The organism is uncultured Ruminococcus sp. (genome assembly GCF_934476685.1).
Classification (GTDB): Bacteria; Bacillota; Clostridia; order Oscillospirales; family Ruminococcaceae; genus Hominimerdicola.
Genome location: NZ_CAKSNX010000001.1, coordinates 398827 through 423122, shown reverse-complemented (window position 1 = coordinate 423122; position 24296 = coordinate 398827). Strand labels below are relative to the sequence as shown.

The window sequence follows — 24296 nt, the reverse complement described above, 5'->3', positions numbered from 1 at the left end:
TAAATCCCCCCTTAATCTACTTCATAGTAAACGAACTTGTTAACGATAGCACAAACTATTGCGAGACAAACTGCGATAATTGCGAAGTATGCCCATGCCATTGCGGCTGAATAGCCATGCTCCCAGTTCGTTGATTTGTTAAGAACGATAGTCATAACTTCGTTCTGTGGGTCTACGAATGAGTCAACTACTGTGTAAACGATACTTGCAAGGATCATAGGGCTGATGTGTGGAAGAGTGATCTTCCAGAAGAACTCCCATGATGTTGCGCCTTCCATCTGTGCAGCTTCCTTAGATGCAGGTGAGATACCCTGGAGAGCTGAGAGGATAAGAAGGATCTGGATACCTGAGTTCCATACCAGATTGAATATATCAGTTGTAAGTGAGTTGATAGTTTCTGTCAGCTTATCACTGATGTTATAAATACCGAGGAAGTTGAGCAGCTGGTCAACGAGGTCAGCCTCAAACATTGTGCTGAACTGTTCTGAACCGCCTGCATATCCGCCTGTACTCATGTTACCGTTGATGATGTCGATGACAGGACCTGTTGCAATGATAACAGGGAGGAAGAATACTGCTCTTGCGAATGTTCTTCCGTGGAACTTCTGATTGAGTATGATCGCTATGAAGATAGCGAAAATAAGGATCAGAGGTGTTTTAAGAGCTGTGTTTTTCAGCATATTCACAAGTGCCAGAGAATAATCCTGGTCCTTACGGAAAGCATTAACATAGTTGTCCCAGCCGATGAATTTCATTTCCATTCCGCCCGGCTGAACGGTCGTCTGGTTGAATGAGTAGATAAGTGACTCAACCAGAGGTAAAAGGAAGAAGTAGATCGTACCGAGGATCCAGATAGCGATAAATCCGTATCCGTAAAGTCCCTTTCTCTTTTCGTAAGAAAGTCTGTGCTTCTTTTCCTTTTTAGCAGGTGCGGAAGCAGCTGCTGCTTCAACAGCGGTATCTTCAGATGTCTGGACTATTTCCTGAACTTCTGCTTCAGAAGTGTTTTTCTCGATTTCACTCATTATTATTCCAAACCTCCTTCAATACAATCTGTAAGCTCAACTGTCTTGCCGTCAACAGTTGCAACAGCGTTAGCCTTGTCAACTGTGATAACAACGTCGCTTGCTCCGTCCTTGGAGTAAGTTGTTGTGAGCTGGTTTCCGTCCTCGCTTACCTCATACTTTGAGATAGTATAGCCTGAAACAGCGGAAAGAACGTCGTTAGCAGCCTTATACTGTTTAGCAGCAAGCTCTGTCCAACCCTTGTAGTTGGTATAATACAGGTCGTTGTAATCTGTATCCTGAAGAGTGTCTGCGTCAACATAAGTCATATCGTAATGGATCTGTGAACCTGATGCGATAGAGAGCAGGAAGGTCTCATCAGAATTTGAACTCTTGTTGATAGAAGTTGAGGAGTAAGGAACGTATCCGTGAAGTACCATCTGATAGAATGGGATATCGTAGTCTGTTACGTTGAATCCGCTTGATGATACAGGAACGTTTGTAACTGTTGAAACGTAAGGAAGTACATAAGCGTTAGCCTCGTCAGCGATAAGTGAACCTATGCTGTTCTGAGCTGCTGCGTACTGTTCAACAATGGTGTTCATTGTCTTGTTTCTGCTTGAAGGTTCTTTTCTTGTGTAATCTCCAACGAGTCTTGAAGAGAACAGTCCGAAACCTGCATTTGAGATATCCTCATCGCCGTAGCTTTCGATCATTTCCTCAAAAGCCTGTGTGTACTTGTTAGGTGAAAGCAGAGCCGGTGCAACGCCCTTCTTAGCAACTCCGAATGAGAGGCTGTATGAGGACTGTCTTGAATAAGCGTTTGAAATTCTTATTGCTGTGCTTGTCAGAGTGAAGTAACCTGATGAGCTTGAATCCATTGTGAAGTTGTTGAGTGACGGATAAACTGTTGCGTTCTCAGTAGCAAGGAAATCTTCAAAGTCGCTTGAACCGCCAAGTGTTCCTGACGGCTTGACCTCTGTTGAGATCTTGCCCTTGATAGAAGCGTTTGTCCAGTCATTGTAATTTACAGTAAATGTATCAACGCCGTTTGACTTGAGTTCGTCAACGATCTCTCCTGCCTGATCGAAGCCTGTGATCTCAGTCTTGAGATTGAAAGGCAGACCGCAGATAGAAGTACGCTTGATAACTCCGCCGTAGAGGTCGAGGTAAAGGTTGTTTGAATTATCCTCAGCCTTTGCTGTAAGCCCCTTTTCGTTGATGAGATAGTTTCTGTAAACTGCTGCGCAGTCCGCATAGTTTACATCTTCTCCGTCGTCTGAATCAACAGCGTAGTAACGAACACCGAATCTGTCAGTCTTGATATTGTCCTTTTCAAATACGGTGATCTTGTTGGAGCTGTCGCCGCTCATGAAGAATGCGTCTGATGAACGTGTTTCAAACTCGAAGTAGCAGTTGTTGTATACCTGCTTGTTCTGACCGCTTACCTGCGCTCTTGCGTAAACGTTGGAGTCGCCGTCGGAGCAAACCGCAACGATACCGGAAGAACCGTTTACAGTAGCAAGTACAGGGAGATAAGCCTGCTCGGTAACTCTAGGAGCTGTGAGCGGAACGGCTGTATAATCTCTGCCGTAGACCTGCTGGTTGTAGTCAGGGTAGCTGCCCTTGCCGTTATTGTAGTTGATGACTGCACCGCTTCCGTCAGGAACTATCATATAGCCCTGAGTTTCAGCGCCCGTTTCATCTGTTGAAGGAACAGCTGCAAAGTAAGGCGCAAGCTGAAGCTTTGTAAGTATCTTACCGTCAACAGTTGAGATGTTGTCCTCAACGATCTCACTTGTGTCGCAGTAAACATAAAGGTTATCATCGCAGAGCTGATAGTGAACCGTGAGAGTAACACCCTCGCTGGAATACTTGTATGTAATAGCCACACCGTCAGCTTCTGTCTTGAATGTTGTTCTTGCCTTGTTGGAGTAAAGAGGAGCAGCAGATTCTGTTCTCTTTTCCTGTCTGAGGTCGCCGACCTTGATAGCGCAGCTTGAAGCGATCTGCTTACGAACAGCGCTCTTCATTGAAGTCTGCTTTGCAGTATCAACGATCGTTTCGTCAGCGTCAATATTTATAGGTGAAGTCCACCAATATCTGCCCGACTTTTTAACGTAAAGACAAAGTCTTTCGTTTTCCTCGTCGCAGTAGAGTATAAAGTTATCGTTCTCTGCCACCTGCTCGCAGCTTTCAAGAGCAATGGCCTGCTCGTTTGTGAGCATCTCGACCTTGTCCTCATCATCTGCAGCGGTGTCTGTGGTTTCCGCATCTGCCTCAGCGTCATCAGCAACAGCTGCATCTGCCGATTCATCGGAAGTCACAACAGCCTCGCCCTCATCGGCAGCGGCAGTTTCATCTGCTGTATCAGCAGTTGAGTCTGTGCTTTCCGTACCTGCAGCGGAGCTTGATGTATCCCCTGCCTCCGAACTGTCAGCTGCGGAGGATACTGCCATAGAACCAAGAGGCGCCAGCATTGTAAGACACAGCGCAAAGACGATAGCCTTTTTATAACTTTTGTTATGCATTTTTACACCACCGTTTCTATTTAGCCTCTGATTCTATATGCAATCTCTGTGTAGATTGAATAACCGAATACGTAAACCTGCTGGAACAATGAGAGAAGAAGGATCGCAAGGAACAGAATAAGGAGCATTGCAAGCAATGTCAGGATCATTGAAACCAGCGTCTTGCTGAATGAATACTGGTGAACAGCTCTCATTGCCTGTATCATAAGGATTATCGACCAGCACATACCGAGAATTGATATAGCGCTTATCCAGATCGACTCGTCCTGTACGAGGAGGTTTGAAAGGATCACCTTAATGAATGTGCAAACGATGTAAGGAACAAGAGCATACGCTGAGTTGATAGCGATCCTCTTGAAAGTTCCCTCGCCGTCCAGCAGAGTACAGATCGACCAGTTGCCTATTACCCATGTGAAGTAGTAAACAACAGACTGTACGATAAGCGGAACAACGTTGAAGATCTTTACATAGTTGTTGTTGAACTGGAAACCGGTAAGCTGTCTGTCAGCTACCATAGCCACGAACAGAAGGAAAACAATGACCATTGAAATTTTCATTGAGCCCTGCTTTTTCCATCTCAGGTCCTCAAAGCCTTCAACAGGATGAAGAACACAGTGTCTTACCCAGCCTAAAGGTGTAAATTCATACATTTAGTTTCCCTCCTTTTCTTTTTTCTTGATCCTACCCTTGATAAGGTAGATGTTTTTCTTGTGAAGTCTTGCCAGAACGAAGAGCCATACGATAACAACGATCAGTACAACGATCATCACTGTAAAGTTCTCCTCAACAAAATCTTCTCTTGCATACTTGAACGCCTTATCATAGTCGTCCTGATCGTATGCAGTTTCAAAATAGTCAAGAGCCTTTGTGTACTCGCCCTCGTTAAGAGCAGCCTTACCAAGACCTATGTAAGCGAGCGGATAACCGCCGTCTCTCTTGATAACGTCTTCCCAGATCGGCTTAGCCTCTGTGTATCTGCCCTCATCATAAAGCTCAACAGCCTGATGCATGAGCTTTCCGAAAGTAGTTTCAGAGTAAACTGTGATATCGTTCTTTGAACCGTCGATAACGTAGATGTTATTGCCGTAAGCCTCTACCGCATTAGGATTGGAGAAGCTTCCTCTCTGGTCGTTGGTAGAATTCTTTGTACCGAAGATGCAGAGGAGGTTAGCGTTACGGTCGTACTGGAACACACGTCCGGTCGAGAAGTCAAGAACATTGATGATACCGTTGTCTGATACAACGATGTCAGTAAGTCTTGTGGAGTATGAAGAGTTTGTTGTTGCATCATACTCAGCTGCGATGTCGCCGAATGTGTATTCATCGCCGGCAGCGTTATCCCAGATGTTGTATCCAGCCGGATTAAGCTTCTTAACAGCGTCTGTTGTCGTGTTAGCGGCCTCAGTTACTGTATAGATGAATCCGTCATCATCAACATCGAAGTTAGCGTACTCAACAGGAACGTTTCTTGTCATACCTGCGATCTGCTCGTTTGATGCGATCTTTCTCCAAAGCTTCTGAGCAACAACAGCAGCTGTAACTTCAACTCTGTTTGCGCCGTAGAATCCCTGGAACTCGCCGTCCTTGTTGAACTGTACAGAACCTGTGTTTACTGATGAGCAAACTGCATATACGTTTTCAGCAAGGTCTGCGATGACCTTTGAAGGGTTGAATGTTTCTACCTGATAAAGCTCTGTGTCAGGCTTTGTGTATTCCTGAACCAGTGAGAGCTTTCTGTCTGAATCTACTGTTGCCTTGAGAACTCTTGAGTTGTCATAGTCCGCAATGTAGATGTACAGATCGTTTGTGTAAAGACTTCTCTTACTGTAAATACCTGAAGGAGAAGCGAACTTTGATTCGCCGTCCTCGCCGACATTGATCTCTGAGCTGCCCCAAACGCCTGTGTAAACGCCTGTTACCTGAAGATCAAGATCCAGTCTGAGAACTCTGTTGTTGTCTGTATCTGCTACCCAGAAGATCTTTTCGTCTGGATCGAAGAAGAGATCTTTCGGATTGCTGAGGCTTGTTGATGCGCCCTCAATGTAGAGTGCGTCGGTCGGGTCTGCAAGTCTTGCAAGTCCCATATCTGCGCCCGTTACGGTCCTGTCGATACGATATGCGTTCTGTGACGGGATAGCGTCTTCCCATGTATCGTAAATATAGGATTCATAAGGCTCGGCAGCAAAGGATGTCATCGTCATAGACAGTGCAGCCGCTGCAGCCATTGATACGCAGAGAATTTTCTTCAGAGAGTTTTTAATTCTCAACACTACTTATCACCTATTTCCTTTTTAGTTTAATGTTAAATACGATTAATCCTTCATACCGGAGTTTGCCATTGTTTCCATAACGTTACCCTGAGCGATAAGGAATACAAGAAGCGGTGGTACCAGAAGTACAACTGAAGCTGCGAATGTTACGCCCTGACGTGCAAGACCTGCCATTGTGATCTGCTGTACAACTGTTGGTAGTGTTTTAAGTTCCTCGGAGTATGTAAGAACTCCGCCCTGAATGTTCCATGCGCCCTGGAACGCAAAGATTATCAGAGTCATCAGAGCAGGCTTTGAGTTCGGAACAACGATCTGCCAGCATATTCTGAACAGTCCTGCTCCGTCCACCTTAGCAGCCTCTACCATTGAATCATGGATAGAAGTCATACTCTGACGCATAAGGTAAAGGTTCATTGCTGTCGATACGCTTGGGAGGATGAGTGCCCAGTATGTATCGATCATGTGCAGCTTAGCCATTACAAGGAACTGCATGATCCATGTTGCGTTTGAAGCAAACAGAAGAGCTACGACGATTATCTGGTTTACGACCTTGTTGCCTGGGAACTTGCACTTTGAAAGTACAAATGCCGCACAGCAGCAAACGAAAAGGTTCGCAGCACAGATAACGATAGTAATGAAGAAGCTGTTGAAGATATATCTTGAGAGCGGGACCTGCCATGAGCTTGCCGCAACCTTGAACATATCTGAGAAGTTGTGTCCCGTAGGATTAAGTACATAAAGCTTTGGAGGGAATACGAAGAGTTCCTCAACCGGCTTTAATGACTGTATAACTGAATAGTAAAGAGGGAATACCATGAATATTCCAAGAAGTACGAGGAAGATGAAGATACAGATATCTCCGCCCAGCGAACCGTTGACACGCTTGCGCTTATCCTTGACTTTCAGCTTTTCTATTGATTGCTGCTTTTTTCTTTTTCTAGCCATTTGTGATACTCCCCTCCTTTAATCAAGATACTTGCCCAAGAGCCAGTTTACACCCTTGTTGGCAAGGAGCATTGCAGCGAACAGAACGAAGCATATTGCAGACGAGTAACCCATCTCGTAACGAGTGTAACCGTAGTCTGTTGCGTGGTTCATTATTGTGTGAGCTGCATAGTCTGTTGACGGCAGACCAACGAGGTTCTGACCAACAACACCGACTGTGAATGAAGAAGATATCTGCATTACGGCAGCGAACAGAAGCTGAGGTCCCATTGAAGGGATTGTGATCTTGAAAAGCTCCTGCCATCTGTTCTTGATACCTTCGATAGCGCCTGCTTCGTACATTGACTTGTCGATGTTCTGGAAACCTGCACGGATCGCAAGGAAGCCTGCGCCCATTGACATCCACAGCTGTACGATAATAACTACTGCAAGAATGTAGTTTGTATCTGTCAGCCACTGTGCAGGCTCGGTGAAGATACCGAGGTCGATAAGGATAGCGTTGAGGTATCCGTATGAGTCACCTGAAAGAATGAGCTGCCATGTTACATAAACAGAAGTTGTCATTGAAGGTGCATAGAAAACGAATGTGAAGAATGTTTTCAGGAATGGATTCATCTCATTGATCAGCCAAGCGATAAGGAAGCTGAGCACATAAGAGAAAGGACCTGTGAAGATCGCAAAGATAAGAGTGTTTCTTATAGCGATCATGAATACGTCGTCGTTTACGAAGAGCGTATAGAAGTTAGACAGACCTACAAACTGAGGAGTCTGGATCATATTGAAGTTAGTAAAGCCCATTGGTAGGGACATTACTACCGGTACGACCGTAAACAGGATAAAGAACACCATAAAAGGCAGGAGCATGAAGTAACAAGCCTTGTTAGCCTTCATCATATGCCAGGTATAGGCCCATTTTCCCTGTTTTATAACAGGTACGTCCGGATTAGCCTTTTTAGCCATATGTTACTCTCCTTTCCTAGTCGATACCAAGATCGGCACGCTTACGTGTGATCTCGGCGTTGATGTCCTTATTATACCAGAACAGTGTATCTCTTGCGTTCTCATAATCATTTACAACGCTTCTGAATGCGTTCATAACGTTACGTGTAACACCGTAAGATGCAGGAATGATCGGGATCTCTACCTGAGCGTTCATCTGATCGAGAAGAAGCTCGGATTCTGTTGTTGTCCATGAAAGCTGCTTGAGAGCTTCCTGGTTAGCTGTTGCGTAACGGCCCATTGTACCGAGTACAGACTCGATGTTGTTACCATACTTGACCTGAGTGTCAGTATCTGTGAACCACTTGATGAAGTTCCAAGCACCCTCCTGGTCAGGAGCCTTTGTGAAGATGATAGCAGCTGAACCTTCGGAGTTTGCAGCGTGGTTGATGTTGCCGTTTTCGTCTACTGTTCCCGGAACAGCTCTGAATCCCCAGCATCCCTTGATCTCAGGAGCAGCAACTGCGAGCTGGTTATAGAATGTGTAATCCTTGATAACGATCGGCATATCGCCCTGTCTGAATCTTGTGAATGCGTCGTATGTCTGGCTGAAGCTGTATGTTGTATAGAACTTCGTCCATGTATCGAAAGCGTTGATAGCTTCCTGTGTGTCGAATGTAGTAGCTGTCTGATCCTCTGTGTAGTAGTTAAGACCCTGCTGGAGGAGCAGCATAGCGAATGTATTACCGTTTTCAGTAATAGCTGAGATAGTTGTTACGCCGCCTGTACTTGCTGCAACAGGAAGTGTAAGACCAACTTCGAGATAGTTTCTCTGAAGTGTTGGCAGGCAGTTGATAAGACCGTCCCATGTTGCGAGGTCTGTATCAGGATCGATGTCATACTCTGCAAGTACGTCTGAACGATAGAAGAGAACAGGGAATCTCTGTTCGCAAGGCAGACCGTATGTACCGCCGTTGTACTGATAAAGAACCATTGCGTTTTCAGCATACTTCTTTGTCTGTTCTTCAAAATCGCTGTACTTGGAAATGTCAGTAAGTACGCCTCTTGCTGCCAGCTGGATCGGGAAGTCGCCGCCCATGAAGAGTGCGAGGTCAGGACCCTTGCCTGAGAATGTTGCTTCAATGATACCGCCCTGTACAAGCTTAAGATTGATCTTTGTGCTTGCTGTCGGGTTGTAGTCACTGTCGATGATCTCCTTGATTACCTGAGCGTTATCACGTCCGAGTGTTACCCAGCACTCCATAGCCTCTGAATCGTCATCATCAGAGAGTGAGTTGTAATCTTCAAAGAATGAACCGATGAATGCCTGGAAGCCGTTTGAAAGTGAACCGAAGAATGTACCTTCGCACTCTGAGAACTCAACGTCAGATGACACGATCTCAAGCTTATCAACTTCGAGAGGCTGTTCACGGTACTGGTTGATGAATGAAGAAACTGATGTTACGTTATCCTTGATCTGGCTCATCATCTCAGGGATAAGGTCAGGTTTCTTAACGCACTTGTCAAGAACGATAGCCATTTTTTCAAGTGTTTCGGCTTCTGTTCCGCCTGAACCTGAAAGTTCCTCGATCTCTGCCTTCTTATCTCTGAGTGTCTGTGCATAAGACTTGAAGTCGTCGATGATAGAAGGGATAGCAACGTCGATCATGTAGTTGTTGTATTCGTCCGGATCAGGACCTGTGATCTGTCTGATCTGTCTGTAATAGCTGTTGATGTCAAATACTGTTTCATCAAGCTCACCCATGATCTCGCCGATCTCTCCAGGTACAGCCTCAAGAGCAAGAGTGTGGGTTCCTGCTGAGAGATAGAAATAGAGCGGTTCGCCGCTGTCTGTTTCAGGAGTCACAACGTTCCAGTCGGTGTTATAGTAAAACTTGATTCTGTCAGCCTCGCTGCATGGAACTACACCGTCGATGTAGAGGCGTCTGTTTGAGTACATACCTCTCATCTGGTCCTGTCTGCCGAAGATGCCGAGCTTGTAGTAGCCGTCATTTTCAACATTGAATTCCCATGTTACAGTCTGTGTTGACTGTGTCCAGCTGCCGCCGCCGATCGTATTGTATCTTGTCTTTGTCGGGCTTGATCCGTTTACTGAAGATGTCATATAAGACGTCTTGTCAGAAGTAGGATAAAGTGTTCTTGCAGACTTGTACTGAGCAGTTTCACCTTCGAGGGTGATCGTCTGTCCCTGTGTCTGTTTGAGATCGCTGTCAGAAGGAGCTGTGTAAGCTTCCGGAGCTTCATACTGGTAAACAGTAAGCTTTTCCAGAACGAACTGTGCCTTTTCTGATTCGAGTGTGATCTCGTGTGTGCCCGCTGTCATGTAGAACATAAGCGGCTCGTTGAAAAGACCGTCTATATCCTCAAGAGGGGTTTCCTGCCAGCAAAGGCTTTCTACCTGACCGGGACGCATATCGTTTCCCTTTGAGTCCTGTTTGATGTCGGTTTCGTTTACCCATCTCTTGTTCAGCGTAATTCTTGAAGCTGTTGCATATGGACTTTCACCGTCTATAAGCAGTGAGAACTGCACGTCGCTCGTGCTGCCCTCCAGAGCCTGATAGGACATTTTCATATTGTAGCAGCCGTCTTCCGGTACTGTGACCTCGTATGTAACTGAGCCTGTCTGATTTGCCCAGTAGAGAACGTCTGATCTTCCGTCAAAAGTTGTGTCACCCTGTGAAAGATCGTCACTCTTGGACTTATAATCAGCGCCCATTACAGTGATATCATCAGTCTGAGGTCTTGCCGCATCCGCATATTTCTTAACGTAGTTCGTGTAAGAAGTCTGTCGGATAGCGTCGGTGCCCGTAGTCGCAGACGCCTCGTCCTGAGCGGCGTCCTGAGTGCCTAGTGCGTCTGTATCTTCCGCTGTATCGGCAAAAGCTGTCGGAACAAAGCAAGTTGCTGTCAGCATGATTGCCAGAGCTGAAGAAATAACACGCCTAAACATTGTGTTTTTCACTATGAATCCACCTTTCCTAATATAATGCTGTTGCGACCTGAGAATAACTTCCGTCTTATAATAATGTATAAAACAGTACAGCACATCTCATTTCATTCTCTATCGTACCCACACGGGAGAATAAAAAATACTGATAAGTCAGCCAGACTTGAAAAGAACGATGCCGTCCCTCTCCTCATCAAGCTCAACCCGAACCTTATCTCCGCCCTTTATGCCAAGGCTTTGCATATAGTCCTTAGGAAGCTGAAGCCTTCCCGAACGGTCAAGGACCGCAAGCTCCTCATGAGTTGCCCCATCCTCTGTCGGGTCTGCTATAACATTGCCAAGCTCGTCTAACTCCTCCGAGTAGGAACGCTTCCTTATGATCTCCGAGCTTGTTCTTCCATCTCTGATAGCCACCACTCTGTCGATATGGTCTGCAAGCTTGAGGTCATGCGTAACGATTACAACCGTTATGCCTTCACTCTTGTTAAGCTCCTTGAAAATATCAAGTATCATAGCCGAAGTTTTTGTATCAACCGATCCTGTCGGTTCGTCTGCAAGAAGCAGCCGAGGATCATTCGCCAGCGCAATAGCTATTGCCACACGCTGCTGTTCTCCTCCCGACATCTGATCCAGTCTGCTGTTTTTTCTGTGGGACAACCCCACCCTGTCGAGCAGCTCCAACGCTTTCTGCCTTCGCTTATGCTGACCTTTCAGCAGCATAGGCAGCTCAACGTTCTGCACAGCCGTAAGATACGGCACAAGATTTCGTGCATTGTTCTGCCAGACAAATCCTACGGTGTTCCTCTTGTATTCCATGTAGTCCTTATCGGTGAATTTGAGAAGATTTTTCCCGTCCACCACAAGACTTCCGGCTGACGGCTTATCAAGTCCGCCAAGCATATTCAGCAGCGTAGATTTTCCGCTTCCCGAATTGCCGACGATCGCCATAAGCTCGCCTTTTTCGACGTCGAGATCCAATCCCTGAAGAGCAACGACTTCAACATCTGAAGTTTTGTAGATCTTCACCAGATTTTCACACCGTATCATATATTTATCATTATCGGCAGTTAAAATAGTATCATCAGTTAGTATACCGGACTCACTCAACTATCTCACCGTCCTCTAATGTATAAACCTTATCCGCAATATCCATCATGCTGGGATCGTGCGTAGTCATTATTATCGTCATCTGCTGTTTTGCGACCAGCTCCTTGAAAAGCTTGACGATATGCAGTGCCGTAGCGGTATCAAGCTCCGCCGTAGGTTCATCTGCAAAAATTATGCTCGGCTTATGAGCAATAGCCCTTGCGATAGCCACACGCTGCTGCTCGCCGCCCGACATTTCGCTCGGTCTGTGAGCCATACGCTTATCAAGTCCCACCGCAGCCAGACATTCTTTCGTGCGCTTATCTCTCTGTTCATAAGGGAACTTCGCAAGCCTCAGTCCGAAATCAACATTTTCATATGCGGTCATACCTGACATCAGCGCTACCGACTGGAAAACGAACGCCATATCAAAACGTCTGAGATCGTCCCTCGCCTTTTCCGAAAGCTTTGTTATATCCCTGTCCTTGAATTCCACCGACCCTTTGGTAGGCTTGTCAAGAGCGCCGAGGATATTTATGAGCGTCGTCTTGCCGCTGCCCGAACGTCCTCTTAATATAGTAAGCTTTCCCTGTTCGATCTGAACATTCACATTTTTTAGTGCTGAAACGACGCTGCCGTCGCCGATCTTAAAATCACGGCAAATATCACGAGCTTCAAGGATAATACCCATAATTTTAACATACCGCCTTTCAAACGCAGCATAGCTTTTTCGAGCCTTTTCTTCATCGTTCCTCATAACACACCTTAATACTGATATGTTCATCAAAACGGGGATTTGATTTTTGTGCATTTTTCACATATTGTGTTTTTTGCACTAAACTTGCACAACATCTTGTGACCACTGTGCAAATTGTTCAAAAAACACACATTAAAACCAGTTATTCAGCTTGATTTTTTATCAAAAATGTCAAAAAGGGCGCACTATGCTAAACATAATTATAACAATTTCAGCGGTATTTGTCAAGCTAGCGAAAACGTTTACGGTATATCTTTTTTGCGGTTTATCGCCGCTTTAGTCACAATAAACAAACAACTTTTCCTCTTTTTGTGCAAGGTGCAAAAAGCAAACACTTTAAAAGGACAAGATGCCCCCTTTTTATGCTGTTAGCAACTTTAATTCACAATTAATTTTCATTTGTTACTTTTGCATAAAATAATAAAATATTAATATACTCTCAAATATGAAACTGAGAGTTTATTTGTACACGTTTACATATACATCAGCGTATTGCAAAGCGGTCGAAAATATGATACAATATAATAAATGTATAAATACTTAAAGGAGCTGACAGCTATGATAAAGGACAGCCGCATAGACGGCGGAAAGCCTTTTGACTGGGGTCTTGCGTCAGAGGCATATTCAAAATACCGTGACATCTACCCCGAAGAGTTTTATCAGAAGATCATTTCCCTCGGTCTTTGTACAGAGGGACAGAACGTTCTTGATGTTGGCACAGGTACGGGAGTTTTGCCGAGAAATCTCTGCCGTTTCGGTGCGAAGTTCACAGGTTCGGATATCTCCCCGCAGCAGATAGAGCAGGCAAAGCTGCTCAGCAATGGCAAAGATATTGACTACATTACTGCATCGGCTGAGGATACAGCCGATATGTGTGGTGGTAAAAAGTTCGATGTCATAACAGCTTGCCAATGTTTCTGGTATTTCAAGCACGATGTTTTTGCTGAAAAGGCACATTCAATGCTGAACGATGGCGGAAAGCTTGCATTTCTCTGTATGGAATGGCTGCCGTTTGACGATGAGATAGCAGGAAAAAGTGAGGAGCTTATACTGAAATTTAATCCGAGCTGGTCGGGCTGCGGCGAAACACGTCACCAGATAGCCATAGACGAGGCTTACAAAAAGTATTTCAAGATAACGGACAGCATAGTTTTTGATGCCGACGTTCCTTTCACAAGAGAAAGCTGGAACGGACGAATGATAGCCTGCCGTGGCATAGGAGCGTCACTTGAACAGAGCGAAATAGAGCGTTTCTCTGCCGAGCATATGGAAATGCTCTCCCATTATCCCGAAAGCTTTACCATAAAGCACTACTGCGCAATAGCGGTCATGGAAAAGATCTAAGTTATTTATCATATTATCACGCAAAAAATATACTATATTATACAGGAGGCAAAATCATGCTTTACACTATCAAAAATTCATCTATCGAGATCTCAGCCGATACTTTCGGCGCTGAACTCCACTCTATCAAGCTGGGCGGAAAGGAATACCTCTGGCAGTGCGGCGACGCATGGAAGAGATATGCGCCTATCCTTTTCCCTTTTATATGCTCCCCTAAGGACAAAAAGTACAAGGCAGACGGCAAGGAATACACCCTCCCTGCCAACCACGGTTTTGCAAGGGACAGCGAGTTTGGATTTCTTTCACAGACGGAAAATTCTATCACATTCCGCCTTTCTTCAAGCGAAACTACTTTAAAATGGTATCCATATGACTTCACCCTTGACGTTACATACAGCATTGAGGGCAGTGCCGTAAAGGTAAGCCATACTGTAAAAAACGCAGGCGGAAAGGATATGTACTTTTACCTCGGCGGACACCCTGCATTCATCTGCGATATCGAGGGCGGAAAATGCACAGTTGAATACGAAAAGCCTGAAACTATCGTTCAGCCTGTTCCGAACGGAGAGAGAACGGTTCTTGAAAACGAAACTATCCTGCCGCTCAACAGAGCGCAGTTCGACTATGACGTTATAATGAAGGATCAGCCTGCGTCAAAGGCTGTTACCCTCCACAAAGAGGACGGCGGCGAGGTAAAGGTAAGCTTCCCTCAGTCGGAGTGTATCGCAGTATGGACTGCTACTGGAAATCCACAGGCACAGTTCATCTGTCTTGAGCCTTGGACAAGCGTTCCTGCTTATGCAGATGATGAATTTGAGGACATAGAGAAAAAGCCTCACGCAATAAAGCTTGCACCAAAGGCTGAATATTCCTATGCTTACACCATTGAAGTAAAGTAAAGGACGTGCGGCATGAAAGCGGTCATTCAGAGAGTAAATCACGCAAAGGTAACTGTTGACGGCAATGTTACCGGTGAGATAGGCAAAGGTCTGCTTATCTTTCTCGGCGCAGGCAAGGAGGACAGTGAAAAAGAATGTGACAAGCTTGCGGACAAGATATCAAAGCTGAGGATATTTTCAGATGAGAACGGCAAGACAAATCTTTCCGTCAACGACGTAGGCGGAGATCTTCTTGTGGTATCCCAGTTCACTCTTTATGCAGACTGTCACCATGGCAACCGCCCCTCATTCATAAATGCAGGCGAGCCGACAAAAGCAAACCGGCTGTACGAATATTTTTCGGACAAATGCAGGGAAAAGATATCAGGCAAAGTTGAAAACGGGATCTTCGGGGCAGATATGAAAGTCAGCCTTGAAAATGACGGTCCTTTCACAATTCTGCTTGAATGTATAAACGGAGAGATACTGGCATGAACATACAGATTTTCGGAAAATCAAAGTCATTCGACACCAAAAAGGCTGAACGATACTTCAAGGAAAGGGGCATAAAGTTCCAGTCCATTGACCTTGCTTCAAAGGGACTCAGCAAGGGAGAATTTAACTCTGTCCTTGCGGCGGTGGGCGATATCGAAAAGCTTATCGACCCAAAAGCAAAGGGAGAAACCGCCGATCTGCTAAAATATCTGGGCAGCAAGGAAGAAAAGGCTGAAAAGCTCCTTGAAGAGCCATCTCTTTTCGCTGCGCCCATAGTAAGAAACGGCAGACAGGCTACTGTTGGTTACTGCCCTGAGGTATGGAAAAGCTGGGAATAATATTAACAAAAGATTGATAAGTAAAATTTTAAGTTAATTAGATGAACTGAAATTCACCTGTTTTTTAGCTATTTATAATTTTAAATTAGCATTTTGTGAACAAGCGGATTTCTGCACAATCACATAAACTGATTTTTGACATTCAGAACAGTTTTAGTGTAAAATATTTGCTGCAATATATTTATAAAAGCTAATATTTTCGCATAGAAATTTTACTATAACGTTTGATAATTACAGAGCTGTTAATAAACCATATTTGTTTTTAACAAAAATTCTTGCAACTAAAATAGTGTTCATAAAGTTCATCGAAATATATCGAATGACTTGCGGCAACAGGCCGTCTGAATACAACATAAGAAAGGACAAAACTTATGCTTGATAAACTGCTGGAGCTTGACGGCAATATCCTGCTGTGGATACAGGATAATATCCGCTGCGATATACTTACCTCTGTGATGAAAGGCATCACATATTTAGGCAACGGCGGAATAGTTATGATCGCAATGTGCCTTATATTCCTCCTTATCCCAAAGCTGCGCAGGCTCGGCATAGTGTGTTCGGGATCTCTGGCGGCGACGTTTCTTATAAATAATCTGCTGCTGAAAAATATTATCGCAAGGACACGTCCTTACGAAGTTGTGGACGGACTGCAAAGGATGATCGGCGCACAGTCAGACTACTCTTTCCCATCGGGACATTCTGGAGCAGCCTTTGCGGTATGCATGGTAATATTCTTTGAATGTCCGAAAAAGTACGGCATACCCACTCTTGTGCTGGCTGTGCTGATAGCCTTGTCAAGGCTTTATGTGGGTGTACACTACCCCTCAGACGTTATCGCAGGTGCGCTCCTCGGAACGCTGTTCGCTTTTATCGCCTGCAAGGTATATCACCACGTTACAGATAAAGAAATATATTGATCTGATCTTATATGACACCTTCGGGAAAGCTTTTTGCAGGGCTTTCCCGTTTTTCTGTAAAAATGAATATACGCCGTCGTTTTTTGTATTATTGAATTGTAATTTGTGCCATTGACACAAAGGCTGTTATGGTATATAATAAAGCTGTATGCAGTGAGAGTATAATGCATATAATTTATATTAAATTTATAAAGAAAAATAAATACAAAAAAGAGAGAGAACAACAAATTTATAGGAGGAACATTATGAAAAAAATAATCTGCTCCGCCATTTGCTGTGCTGCGGCAGGCGTTATGCTTGCAGGCTGTACCATTCCGGGGATAAGCGACGGCGGCAGCGACAACAGTATGACCGATTCATACAGTTACAGTCCGACGGAAGAACAGGACGATACAGTTCAGTATTCGTGGATAATGGAGCCGAACATAATCGCTGACAATATCATAGTTTTTGACGGCAGTCAGGTGGATTCTTCCAACGAGGATAACAACGCTTATGCAAACTACGCTGTTATCTGCTCAAACGGAAAGTATGGTCTTATGGATTACAAGGGCAATACTGTTATAGAGCCTGAATATGAGGATTACTACACCTGCTGGTGCGGTGAGATCGTACTGTTCAATACAATAGACGCTAAGAATAATGAGTATAAATACTGCACTATCGACAGCACAAAGCAGATATCCGACACACCTATGATACATGAGGACAAGTCGCCGAGATACTACTGGGACGCTGAGGCTAAAAAAACATATGTAAAGCGTGAGAACGAGGACTACGCTACTGAATATACGGGAAAGAAAACCGTTGTGGTATGCGAGGCTGAGATCTCGGATCAGGGCGCAGGATATTTCTCTGTAAAGACTGATGAAGAGCCTGTTTACGGACTTGTTAAGAAGAACAAGGTGCTTATCGAACCGGAGTATGTTGACTTCTATGCACCTGCATACAAGGGTGCAGGCGCTACCTGCATCGCTTTCAAGAACAGCGAAGGTCTGTGGGGATATGTAAATTCCGACGGAAAGACTATAATCGACTTCAAGTGCGACGGCGATATGAGTACATATAACGGAAGCCTTATCGACAGCGAGGAAAAGTCACATCCTTTCCTTTTCAACGGCGATTATGTGCCTGTTTCAGTGGGCGCATCATACGGATATTATGACAAGGACGGCAATGTTGTTGTCCGCCCAGGCGAGTTCGAGCAGGCAAGACCTGTGCATAACGGAAGAGCGTGGGTAAGAAAAGACGGACTCTGGGGCATAATCAAGCTTGGAGAGATAGTTGAGGACGAACCGACAAAGTACGAAGATCCGACTTCAAAGACCTCCACCACCAGCAAGAAGTCATCTACTTCAACATCTACTTCCACATCTACAACAACATCTACGACCAGCATAACTTCCACAACATCGGGTACACTTTCCGATACGGGAACAACTGCCGCAGATACAGGATACACCACTATCGACACAGAACCTGAGGACACCACCACACAGTATGTTCCGCCTGTGACCGATCCTGTTACAAATCCGCCTGAGCCAGAACCGACTCAGCAGCCTGCGGAATAATTCCACATAAGGATATAAAAATCAAGAGGACTGTTTATTTTATTACAGTCCTCTTTTTTGTTTGTGTTTTGTTTTTATAAATTTCTATAAGTTTGTCCTGCGCCTTAGTTCGCATACCCTGCCAACAAGTTCAAAATCGCCGCTTTCCTTTCTCGGATCGGTCAGCTCCTTGAAAATAATCCTGCCTGTATGCTCTTTTCTTACGGCGTAAAGACCTGCACCTGTGATCTCGTTTATGCCAACAAGAAGATAATCTCCCGACATTATGAACGGTCTGTTGCTGTCGTCACGGCAGATATAAAAGACATATTCACCAGGTTCAGCGTGAACATATTCATATCCCCAAGGCGGAGAATCGGGTTCATCTGCGCTGTGGACAGGCACTTTTATAAGATTTTCAGTTTCGTACACCTTAGTTACATTGGCATTTTCATAGCCAAGCAGCCTGCCCTTTGTCGTGCCTAATGCCTGAGCAAGAATGGCAAGCTTATCATCACGGGGCTTGAACTTCCCCGAAAGATACTGACTTATAAATGATTTTGAGATCCCCGTTCTCTTGCAAAGCTCCGTTTGCGTTATCCCCATTTCGGTCATGGCAGACCGAAGATTTTCTGCAAATGTACTCACCCCGATGACCTCCTTAGCAAAAAGTAATAAAAGTAAAAAAATAAAAGCCTGAAAGCTTAAAAATATTATCATCTATATGAATATTATAACACATCTTTTACAGCTGTCAAGTATATTTTTAGATTTTCTGAACCTGTGCAAAATATTTCATATCATTTTTTATAATTTTATTTTATAATTAAATTTTACCCCTTGACAAAATCGAACATATGTGCTATACTATATTTTAACCTGAACAATGCGGAAAATAATGCCTGTATCTCTCGTTTTACAAGACGGCTTTCCCCTATGGGTATATTTTTTTGCATTGCTAGTTCAGATTTTCTAAACCTATATAAAACAAAGGAGATGAAAAACAATATGACAATAATCATCGGAAAGGATTACGGAGTGTCAATGCCTGAGGGCGATCTTCTCGGTCATATGGGCGAACATAAGCTCAGAAAGCTGAGAGTGATACACCCGCATTTTGAGAACGCAGTTTACATTCTTAAAATTATGTACAGCGACAGCACTATATACGAAGTCGAGATAAAGGACGGCGAAATTTCTGTGGACGGCTCTCTGCTGAGGGAAAAAGGTTGCGTCAAGGCGCAGTTTTATGCCTTTTGCCAGCATGAAGCGGCAGATAATGAAGCCTCGCTTGTCTTTGAATCGGATATTTTCAGCCTGCGCATAGGCGATCAGCTGGACGGGGATAAAAAGGCTATACCCACATATGAAAGCTCAAAGGATATGCTGGAAAAGCTGCTCACTCAGTTCAAAAAACTTTCATCAGAGCCGTCAGTTTCACAGACACAGATAAAAAGGCTTTTCGCCATTACAGGCAAGGCAGAAAAAACAGACGGTGGATTTATTACAGATTAAAAAGATAAAAAAGCAAAACAACAAAACGAAAAAACAAACAGAAAAAAGGAAGGGGAAACTTTAATTATGGCAATAAAAATAACAACATTCACACCCGAACAGGGCGGAGATATGTCAGTTGTAAAGGACTGGTTCACCGAAAATGCGGCGGATTTCTTTGAGGAAATAACCGAAGAAGAGGGCGTTATAAGCCTTAAAAACGGCGGCAGAGTTGTGATGACCATAACAAAAACTGTTGCGGCAAGTTCAGCGATAAAAATAGCTTTTTACTGCAAAACTGGACTTACAGTAGAACGTACAACAGGCAGTGCGCCGACAGCAGGTGTGCAGATAAAAAAGCTTGTTGCGACTTCAAAGGGCATTGGAATTGCGGTAGCAACAAGCAGCACAAACAATCAGTCGGGCGAGTGCGGAGCATTTGTAACAAAAACGAACACAGGTGCGCTCGGAATCGTGATGTACGGAGTGCTGCAGCCAGGAAGTGTTTCCACTCAGCAGCAGGCTTGCATAATCAGCGAAAACAGTGCAGAGAGCGACACACTTAATTTGTATACGGCGAAAAAAGCTCCGCTGACAGTGCTTTGTCCGCTGGTTTGCTATGGTGTGGAAGAGTATCTGCCCGACTGCTTTTTTGCTCCGCAGTCACAGTATTATACTACAGAGTGCAGGTTTACTTACAACGATGAATCGTATTTTTACAGCGGAAGAGTTGCACTGAGGGATTAAGCTATGGAAAGTGAGATCATTGTGGCTGTTCTATCTCTGGCAGGAACTTTTTTCGGTACTTTTTCGGGCATAAAGCTTATGTCATACAGGATAGAACAGCTTGAAAAGAAAGTTGAAAAGCACAACAGCGTTGTTGAACGAATGGCAGTCATGGAGAATAAAATGAAATCAGCGGAGCATAGGCTCTCCGCTCTTGAATACCCACGAACGGAATAAACAAGACAAACAAGAAAAATAAGACAAATAAAACCAAAAGAAAGAACATCACAAAGATGAAAGCAAAATTTGCTAAGCTTATTGACGTGAAATCCATTGTGACTATACTTCTGACGGTCGTTTTCAGCATAATGACTGCCGCAGGAAGAGTAACATCGGAGCAGTTTATCACCATATTCACCGTAGTGATAAGCTTTTATTTCGGAACGCAGGCAGGCAAAAAGGACAGCACAGACAGCAATGGAGAAAACAGACAAAAGAATAAAAAGAACGATAAAGGGGAGGAATTTAATGATAGTTAAAGGAATAGACGTTTCACGCTGGCAGGGTGTGATAGATTTTTCCAGTGTAAAAGCTGACGGATACAAGTTTGTTATCATAAGCGCAGGCTACGGAAAATTTATCAGTCAGAAAGATCCTTATTTTGAGCGAAATTACAAAAACGCAAAGGCGGCAGGACTTGATGTTGGGGCATACTGGTACAGCTATGCGGCGGACGAAAGCGACGCTTTGCAAGAGGCAAAATGCTTTCTTGAGGCTGTTAAAGGGAAAAGCTTTGAATATCCCCTCTGCCTTGACATTGAGGACAGCTCTCAGCTCAAGCTGTCAAACGCAGAGGTGGGCAGGATAATAAACAAATTCTGCTCCTATCTCGAAAGCAAAGGCTATTATGCCTGCCTTTACAGCTATACAGATTTTCTGAAGAGAAAAGTCCCTTTACAGTGCAGGACAAAATATGACGTATGGGCGGCGAATTTCGGTTCAGCCAAACCCGACTACACATCTCCTTACGGAATGTGGCAGTATTCGGATTCAGGTTCTGTAAAGGGCATAAACGGCAGGACTGACCTCGATCATGCTTACAAGGACTACCCTGCCATAATGAAAGAAAAAGGATTGAACGGCTACGGAAAGCCGAAGAAAGTTCTTGACTCGGACGGCTTTAAAAAGGGCGACAGCTCAGACGGAGTTCTTGCGTTAAAGCAGCTGCTCATACTGGCAAAGGACAGAAAGATGATCACTCAGACGGTAGACAACAACGGTGTTTTCGGTGCAGGAACGCAGAAGGCTGTCAACGAACTGCTGGGTAAATGGAACTGTCCACAGAACGGAACGGCAGGCGCAAACTTTATCAAAAAGCTGAGAGAAAGCATATCAGCTGTATAGTGTATAGAATAATAGAATAATAGAATAATTATCGCAGTCAAGGCGGCAGGAAAATTTCTGCCGCCTTATTTTTTCGCACATTTTTTCGACCTTTTGCGCTTATGGTGCATGGTATTATAAATATAAAAAATGAAAGGAATGAAAAAAATGGGCATTGTTTTAAAAACGGACAGAGGCTGCACTCTTGCGCAGATAAAAGGCGACCTCGATCACCATTCCGCTAAATTTCTGCGCAGCGAGATAGACAGGGAGCTTACGGCAAAGCGGCCGTCACGGCTCGTTATAGATTTTTCGGGAGTGACATTTATGGACAGCTCCGGCATCGGTCTTATCATGGGCAGATACAAGCTTATGCAGGATATTGGCGGAGATGTTATCGTTGCCTCGCCGCCGTCATACATCAAAAAGGTCATTCGCCTTGCAGGCATAGACAGGCTCGCAAGGATATCGGACAGCCTTAAAAGCGTGCTGCCAAAGGATTTCGGCAGCACATTCAGCGAATACGCAGGAGAGGGGGAAAAAGCCGATGAAACGGTCAAAGCAGCTGATAAATGAAATGAAGCTGACTTTCCCCAGCCTTTCGGAGAACGAACGCTTTGCAAGAATAGCCGTAAGCGGCTTTCTATCCCAGCTTGACCCATGTGTGGACGAGCTTTCGGACATAAAGACAGCCGTTTCGGAGGGAGTGACAAACGCTATCGTCCACGGCTATCGTGGGCGGATAGGCAATGTGCTTTTGCAGGTGAAGATATTCGAGGGCGGTTACATATCCATAAAGATACAGGACAAAGGCTGCGGCATAGAAAACATAGAGAAAGCAAGAGAACCCCTCTTCACCACCGCACCAGAGGACGATCGTGCGGGACTTGGCTTTTCCATTATGGAGTCTTTTATGGAGAACGTCAAGGTCAGAAGTCAGAAGGACAAAGGCACTACGGTCATACTTGAACGCAGAGTCAGATCAAGAAAGCAGCTGCTATGAGTGCGGTGGGACATGAGGATCTCCCGCTGGCGGAGGATAATCTCGGTCTTGTACATCTCTGCGCCAACCGTTTCAGGGGCAGGGGGATAGAATATGACGATCTTTACGGCGCAGGCTGCATCGGTCTTATCAAGGCAGCAAAAGCCTTTGACACAAGCCGTGGAGTGAAGTTTTCCACCTATGCCGTGCCTGTTATACTGGGAGAGATAAAACGGCTTTTCCGTGACGGGGGAACTGTAAAGGTATCGAGAGGGACAAAGGAACTTTCGCTGAAAATAACACGCATAAGGGAGAAGTTCACTGCCGATAACGGACGAGAGCCTGCTTTATCCGAACTTTGCGAGATATCGGGAGAAAGCGAGGAGGACGTTGTTGAGGCGCTGAACGTTGCGATGCCGCCTATGAGCCTTACGGACAGCAGCGATGAGGACGGCGGCGGACAGATAGACCTCCCTGTGGACGCTCCCGATGAGGAGATAACCGACAGGCTTTCACTTGCGCAGGCTTTGGAGATACTTGACGCAAAGGACAGGCAGCTTATTTTCCTGCGGTATTTTCAGGAGAAAACACAGACTCAGACCGCCGCCCTGTTGGATATGACGCAGGTGCAGGTATCACGCAGGGAGAAAAAGATACTTGCGCTTATGAAAGATTTTTTAAGCGGATAAATCAAAACGGACGTGCATTTTATTTTTAATGCCGTCCGTTTTTCATGTGGGTGGTATGTTCATATAGGTTTAATATCGCATACAGTCCGCTGACTTCTCCTCAGTTATATAATTTTTTCTTCTGTATTCTCAGTTTTATTGTCGGGTGTATTTTCGATATTTGCTGAGTTTTCCTTGACTTCATTTTGTTCGGTGATCACCTCTGCGGCAGGGGAAAAGCTCAGATCACTGCTGTTCGTATCGGGAATGACAGCGGAACTGCTCGACTTCTCTGGGGCGGCTGATTTTTCAACAGGCGAAGGCACTGACTGTTGATTATCCGCCTTGATTTTCGGTTCTGTCTGTGAAGATATATCTGCTGAAACTAGGTTTGCTGAGGCAGGGCTTGCTTTCGGGAAAAAGTCGCTTTCTCTGACCTTTTTCTCCCCTGCGGAAGATATCTCAACAGAAAAGCTTTCGGCGGACAGTTTTCCAAGCACAGCAAAGCCTGCCGCAAAGAGCATTATTCCCGCTAAAACAGGAAGTGCGCTGCAAAGAAGTTTTACCGCTATTCTGAATTTATCACCGTCAGAGCCGAAAGAAAATGCGTCTGAAAAAGCTTTCCCTGTCACAAGGCTGAAAACTTTTACCGCAGGCATTATGCATATCGCAGGCGGCAAAAGCATATTCACGGCAGAAAATTCTCTGCCAAGCTTTTTCTTTTTCGCTGACGAAAACGCCCACACTGCCGTTACAACAGACAGCATGGACATTATGATGCCTGTTTCGTAAAGCTTTATGTACTCATAAGGTGTGTTTGCATAAATAAAGGTTATCCTGTTTGAATAGAACCTGTTGTAAAGCTGCACCGCAATGACCTCAAGCAAGGCTGTGCAGACAGAAAATAGCATAGCCAAAAAGGCAAGCATACACACTCCTCCGCCGCTGTTGGTCAAGGTCTTTTTTACTGTTTTCTCCGAAAATTCCGCTGATGACATAGTTTTGTCCGTCCTTTCTGTTT

25 protein-coding genes are annotated in these 24296 nt (G+C 44.8%); 14 read left to right on the top strand and 11 right to left on the bottom strand.

Annotation, left to right across the window (positions count from 1 at the left end; all coding sequences use genetic code 11):
• Nucleotides 1-11: 11 nt before the first annotated feature.
• The 9 genes from Q0E19_RS01930 to Q0E19_RS01890 form a co-directional block, all read right to left on the bottom strand.
• Complete coding sequence (locus tag Q0E19_RS01930) at nt 12-1025, bottom strand: sugar ABC transporter permease (protein ID WP_294406684.1); 1014 nt, start codon at nt 1023-1025, stop codon at nt 12-14.
• A gap of 2 nt (nt 1026-1027) precedes the next feature.
• Nucleotides 1028-3535: a DUF5696 domain-containing protein gene (locus Q0E19_RS01925; RefSeq protein WP_294406681.1), complete on the bottom strand. Its 2508-nt coding sequence runs from the start codon at nt 3533-3535 to the stop codon at nt 1028-1030.
• Between the two features lie 20 nt (nt 3536-3555).
• The gene (locus Q0E19_RS01920) at nt 3556-4185 is read right to left on the bottom strand and encodes a Yip1 family protein (RefSeq protein WP_294406678.1); all 630 of its coding nucleotides are present in this window, start codon (nt 4183-4185) and stop codon (nt 3556-3558) included.
• The gene (locus Q0E19_RS01915) at nt 4186-5805 is read right to left on the bottom strand and encodes a tetratricopeptide repeat protein (RefSeq protein WP_294406676.1); all 1620 of its coding nucleotides are present in this window, start codon (nt 5803-5805) and stop codon (nt 4186-4188) included. It lies immediately after the preceding gene.
• A gap of 42 nt (nt 5806-5847) precedes the next feature.
• On the bottom strand, nt 5848-6750 hold the full coding sequence (locus Q0E19_RS01910; RefSeq protein ID WP_294406673.1) for a carbohydrate ABC transporter permease: 903 nt from the start codon (nt 6748-6750) through the stop codon (nt 5848-5850).
• A gap of 18 nt (nt 6751-6768) precedes the next feature.
• On the bottom strand, nt 6769-7710 hold the full coding sequence (locus Q0E19_RS01905) for a sugar ABC transporter permease (RefSeq protein WP_294406670.1): 942 nt from the start codon (nt 7708-7710) through the stop codon (nt 6769-6771).
• A gap of 16 nt (nt 7711-7726) precedes the next feature.
• Nucleotides 7727-10672, bottom strand: a complete 2946-nt coding sequence (locus tag Q0E19_RS01900) for an extracellular solute-binding protein (protein WP_294406667.1) — start codon at nt 10670-10672, stop codon at nt 7727-7729.
• Between the two features lie 138 nt (nt 10673-10810).
• A complete protein-coding gene (locus Q0E19_RS01895; RefSeq protein WP_365904376.1) occupies nt 10811-11764 on the bottom strand; it encodes an ATP-binding cassette domain-containing protein in 954 nt (317 codons plus the stop codon).
• Nucleotides 11757-12500: an ABC transporter ATP-binding protein gene (locus Q0E19_RS01890; protein ID WP_365904374.1), complete on the bottom strand. Its 744-nt coding sequence runs from the start codon at nt 12498-12500 to the stop codon at nt 11757-11759. The genes Q0E19_RS01895 and Q0E19_RS01890 overlap by 8 nt, the downstream gene beginning before the upstream one ends.
• 558 nt (nt 12501-13058) lie before the next feature.
• Between Q0E19_RS01890 and Q0E19_RS01885 the strand changes: the two genes are divergently transcribed.
• The 6 genes from Q0E19_RS01885 to Q0E19_RS01860 all read left to right on the top strand — a co-directional run bounded on the left by Q0E19_RS01885 (nt 13059) and on the right by Q0E19_RS01860 (nt 18043).
• Complete coding sequence (locus Q0E19_RS01885; protein ID WP_294406665.1) at nt 13059-13844, top strand: methyltransferase domain-containing protein; 786 nt, start codon at nt 13059-13061, stop codon at nt 13842-13844.
• Nucleotides 13845-13900: 56 nt separating this feature from the next.
• Nucleotides 13901-14743, top strand: coding sequence for an aldose 1-epimerase family protein (locus Q0E19_RS01880; RefSeq protein ID WP_294406663.1), 843 nt, complete (start codon nt 13901-13903; stop codon nt 14741-14743).
• A gap of 12 nt (nt 14744-14755) precedes the next feature.
• Nucleotides 14756-15217, top strand: coding sequence for a D-aminoacyl-tRNA deacylase (gene dtd, locus Q0E19_RS01875; RefSeq protein ID WP_294406661.1), 462 nt, complete (start codon nt 14756-14758; stop codon nt 15215-15217).
• Nucleotides 15214-15555, top strand: a complete 342-nt coding sequence (locus Q0E19_RS01870; protein WP_294406658.1) for an ArsC family transcriptional regulator — start codon at nt 15214-15216, stop codon at nt 15553-15555. The genes dtd and Q0E19_RS01870 overlap by 4 nt, the downstream gene beginning before the upstream one ends.
• A gap of 371 nt (nt 15556-15926) precedes the next feature.
• Nucleotides 15927-16472: a phosphatase PAP2 family protein gene (locus Q0E19_RS01865; RefSeq protein ID WP_294406656.1), complete on the top strand. Its 546-nt coding sequence runs from the start codon at nt 15927-15929 to the stop codon at nt 16470-16472.
• Between the two features lie 245 nt (nt 16473-16717).
• Entirely contained in the window at nt 16718-18043 is a 1326-nt protein-coding gene (locus Q0E19_RS01860) for a WG repeat-containing protein (RefSeq protein WP_294406655.1), read from the top strand.
• A gap of 84 nt (nt 18044-18127) precedes the next feature.
• Here Q0E19_RS01860 and Q0E19_RS01855 read toward each other — a convergent pair whose 3' ends face one another.
• The gene (locus tag Q0E19_RS01855) at nt 18128-18670 is read right to left on the bottom strand and encodes a transcriptional regulator (RefSeq protein ID WP_294406652.1); all 543 of its coding nucleotides are present in this window, start codon (nt 18668-18670) and stop codon (nt 18128-18130) included.
• A 360-nt stretch (nt 18671-19030) separates the two neighbouring features.
• Here Q0E19_RS01855 and Q0E19_RS01850 point away from each other — a divergent pair, with 360 nt between their 5' ends.
• From Q0E19_RS01850 to Q0E19_RS01815, 8 genes are all read left to right on the top strand, one after another.
• Nucleotides 19031-19537: a hypothetical protein gene (locus Q0E19_RS01850; RefSeq protein ID WP_294406650.1), complete on the top strand. Its 507-nt coding sequence runs from the start codon at nt 19031-19033 to the stop codon at nt 19535-19537.
• Between the two features lie 66 nt (nt 19538-19603).
• A complete protein-coding gene (locus Q0E19_RS01845; protein WP_294406649.1) occupies nt 19604-20263 on the top strand; it encodes a hypothetical protein in 660 nt (219 codons plus the stop codon).
• 3 nt (nt 20264-20266) lie between these two features.
• Nucleotides 20267-20479 (top strand): hypothetical protein, encoded by a 213-nt coding sequence (locus tag Q0E19_RS01840; RefSeq protein ID WP_294406647.1) that lies wholly within the window; start codon nt 20267-20269, stop codon nt 20477-20479.
• A gap of 56 nt (nt 20480-20535) precedes the next feature.
• Complete coding sequence (locus tag Q0E19_RS01835; protein WP_294407039.1) at nt 20536-20781, top strand: hypothetical protein; 246 nt, start codon at nt 20536-20538, stop codon at nt 20779-20781.
• Nucleotides 20771-21646 carry a glycoside hydrolase family 25 protein gene (locus tag Q0E19_RS01830; protein WP_294406645.1) on the top strand — a complete coding sequence of 292 codons (876 nt, stop codon included), beginning with the start codon at nt 20771-20773 and terminating at the stop codon, nt 21644-21646. The genes Q0E19_RS01835 and Q0E19_RS01830 overlap by 11 nt, the downstream gene beginning before the upstream one ends.
• 147 nt (nt 21647-21793) lie before the next feature.
• Entirely contained in the window at nt 21794-22201 is a 408-nt protein-coding gene (locus Q0E19_RS01825) for an STAS domain-containing protein (protein ID WP_294406643.1), read from the top strand.
• The gene (spoIIAB, locus tag Q0E19_RS01820; protein ID WP_294406641.1) at nt 22173-22628 is read left to right on the top strand and encodes an anti-sigma F factor; all 456 of its coding nucleotides are present in this window, start codon (nt 22173-22175) and stop codon (nt 22626-22628) included. The genes Q0E19_RS01825 and spoIIAB overlap by 29 nt, the downstream gene beginning before the upstream one ends.
• Nucleotides 22625-23296 carry a sigma-70 family RNA polymerase sigma factor gene (locus Q0E19_RS01815; RefSeq protein ID WP_294406637.1) on the top strand — a complete coding sequence of 224 codons (672 nt, stop codon included), beginning with the start codon at nt 22625-22627 and terminating at the stop codon, nt 23294-23296. The genes spoIIAB and Q0E19_RS01815 overlap by 4 nt, the downstream gene beginning before the upstream one ends.
• A 104-nt stretch (nt 23297-23400) precedes the next feature.
• On the opposite strand, the gene Q0E19_RS01810 is transcribed toward Q0E19_RS01815, so the two are convergent.
• Nucleotides 23401-24273 (bottom strand): hypothetical protein, encoded by an 873-nt coding sequence (locus Q0E19_RS01810; RefSeq protein WP_294406635.1) that lies wholly within the window; start codon nt 24271-24273, stop codon nt 23401-23403.
• Between the last annotated feature and the right edge of the window lie 23 nt (nt 24274-24296).

Coding starts and splice junctions, on each gene's coding strand:
- Q0E19_RS01930 (WP_294406684.1), bottom strand. CDS start 1,025: ATGAGTGAAATCGAGAAAAACACTTCTGAAGCAGAAGTTCAGGAAATA.
- Q0E19_RS01925 (WP_294406681.1), bottom strand. CDS start 3,535: ATGCATAACAAAAGTTATAAAAAGGCTATCGTCTTTGCGCTGTGTCTT.
- Q0E19_RS01920 (WP_294406678.1), bottom strand. CDS start 4,185: ATGTATGAATTTACACCTTTAGGCTGGGTAAGACACTGTGTTCTTCAT.
- Q0E19_RS01910 (WP_294406673.1), bottom strand. CDS start 6,750: ATGGCTAGAAAAAGAAAAAAGCAGCAATCAATAGAAAAGCTGAAAGTC.
- Q0E19_RS01905 (WP_294406670.1), bottom strand. CDS start 7,710: ATGGCTAAAAAGGCTAATCCGGACGTACCTGTTATAAAACAGGGAAAA.
- Q0E19_RS01890 (WP_365904374.1), bottom strand. CDS start 12,500: ATGAGGAACGATGAAGAAAAGGCTCGAAAAAGCTATGCTGCGTTTGAA.
- Q0E19_RS01885 (WP_294406665.1), top strand. CDS start 13,059: ATGATAAAGGACAGCCGCATAGACGGCGGAAAGCCTTTTGACTGGGGT.
- Q0E19_RS01880 (WP_294406663.1), top strand. CDS start 13,901: ATGCTTTACACTATCAAAAATTCATCTATCGAGATCTCAGCCGATACT.
- dtd (WP_294406661.1), top strand. CDS start 14,756: ATGAAAGCGGTCATTCAGAGAGTAAATCACGCAAAGGTAACTGTTGAC.
- Q0E19_RS01870 (WP_294406658.1), top strand. CDS start 15,214: ATGAACATACAGATTTTCGGAAAATCAAAGTCATTCGACACCAAAAAG.
- Q0E19_RS01865 (WP_294406656.1), top strand. CDS start 15,927: ATGCTTGATAAACTGCTGGAGCTTGACGGCAATATCCTGCTGTGGATA.
- Q0E19_RS01860 (WP_294406655.1), top strand. CDS start 16,718: ATGAAAAAAATAATCTGCTCCGCCATTTGCTGTGCTGCGGCAGGCGTT.
- Q0E19_RS01850 (WP_294406650.1), top strand. CDS start 19,031: ATGACAATAATCATCGGAAAGGATTACGGAGTGTCAATGCCTGAGGGC.
- Q0E19_RS01845 (WP_294406649.1), top strand. CDS start 19,604: ATGGCAATAAAAATAACAACATTCACACCCGAACAGGGCGGAGATATG.
- Q0E19_RS01840 (WP_294406647.1), top strand. CDS start 20,267: ATGGAAAGTGAGATCATTGTGGCTGTTCTATCTCTGGCAGGAACTTTT.
- Q0E19_RS01835 (WP_294407039.1), top strand. CDS start 20,536: ATGAAAGCAAAATTTGCTAAGCTTATTGACGTGAAATCCATTGTGACT.
- Q0E19_RS01830 (WP_294406645.1), top strand. CDS start 20,771: ATGATAGTTAAAGGAATAGACGTTTCACGCTGGCAGGGTGTGATAGAT.
- Q0E19_RS01825 (WP_294406643.1), top strand. CDS start 21,794: ATGGGCATTGTTTTAAAAACGGACAGAGGCTGCACTCTTGCGCAGATA.
- spoIIAB (WP_294406641.1), top strand. CDS start 22,173: ATGAAACGGTCAAAGCAGCTGATAAATGAAATGAAGCTGACTTTCCCC.
- Q0E19_RS01815 (WP_294406637.1), top strand. CDS start 22,625: ATGAGTGCGGTGGGACATGAGGATCTCCCGCTGGCGGAGGATAATCTC.
- Q0E19_RS01810 (WP_294406635.1), bottom strand. CDS start 24,273: ATGTCATCAGCGGAATTTTCGGAGAAAACAGTAAAAAAGACCTTGACC.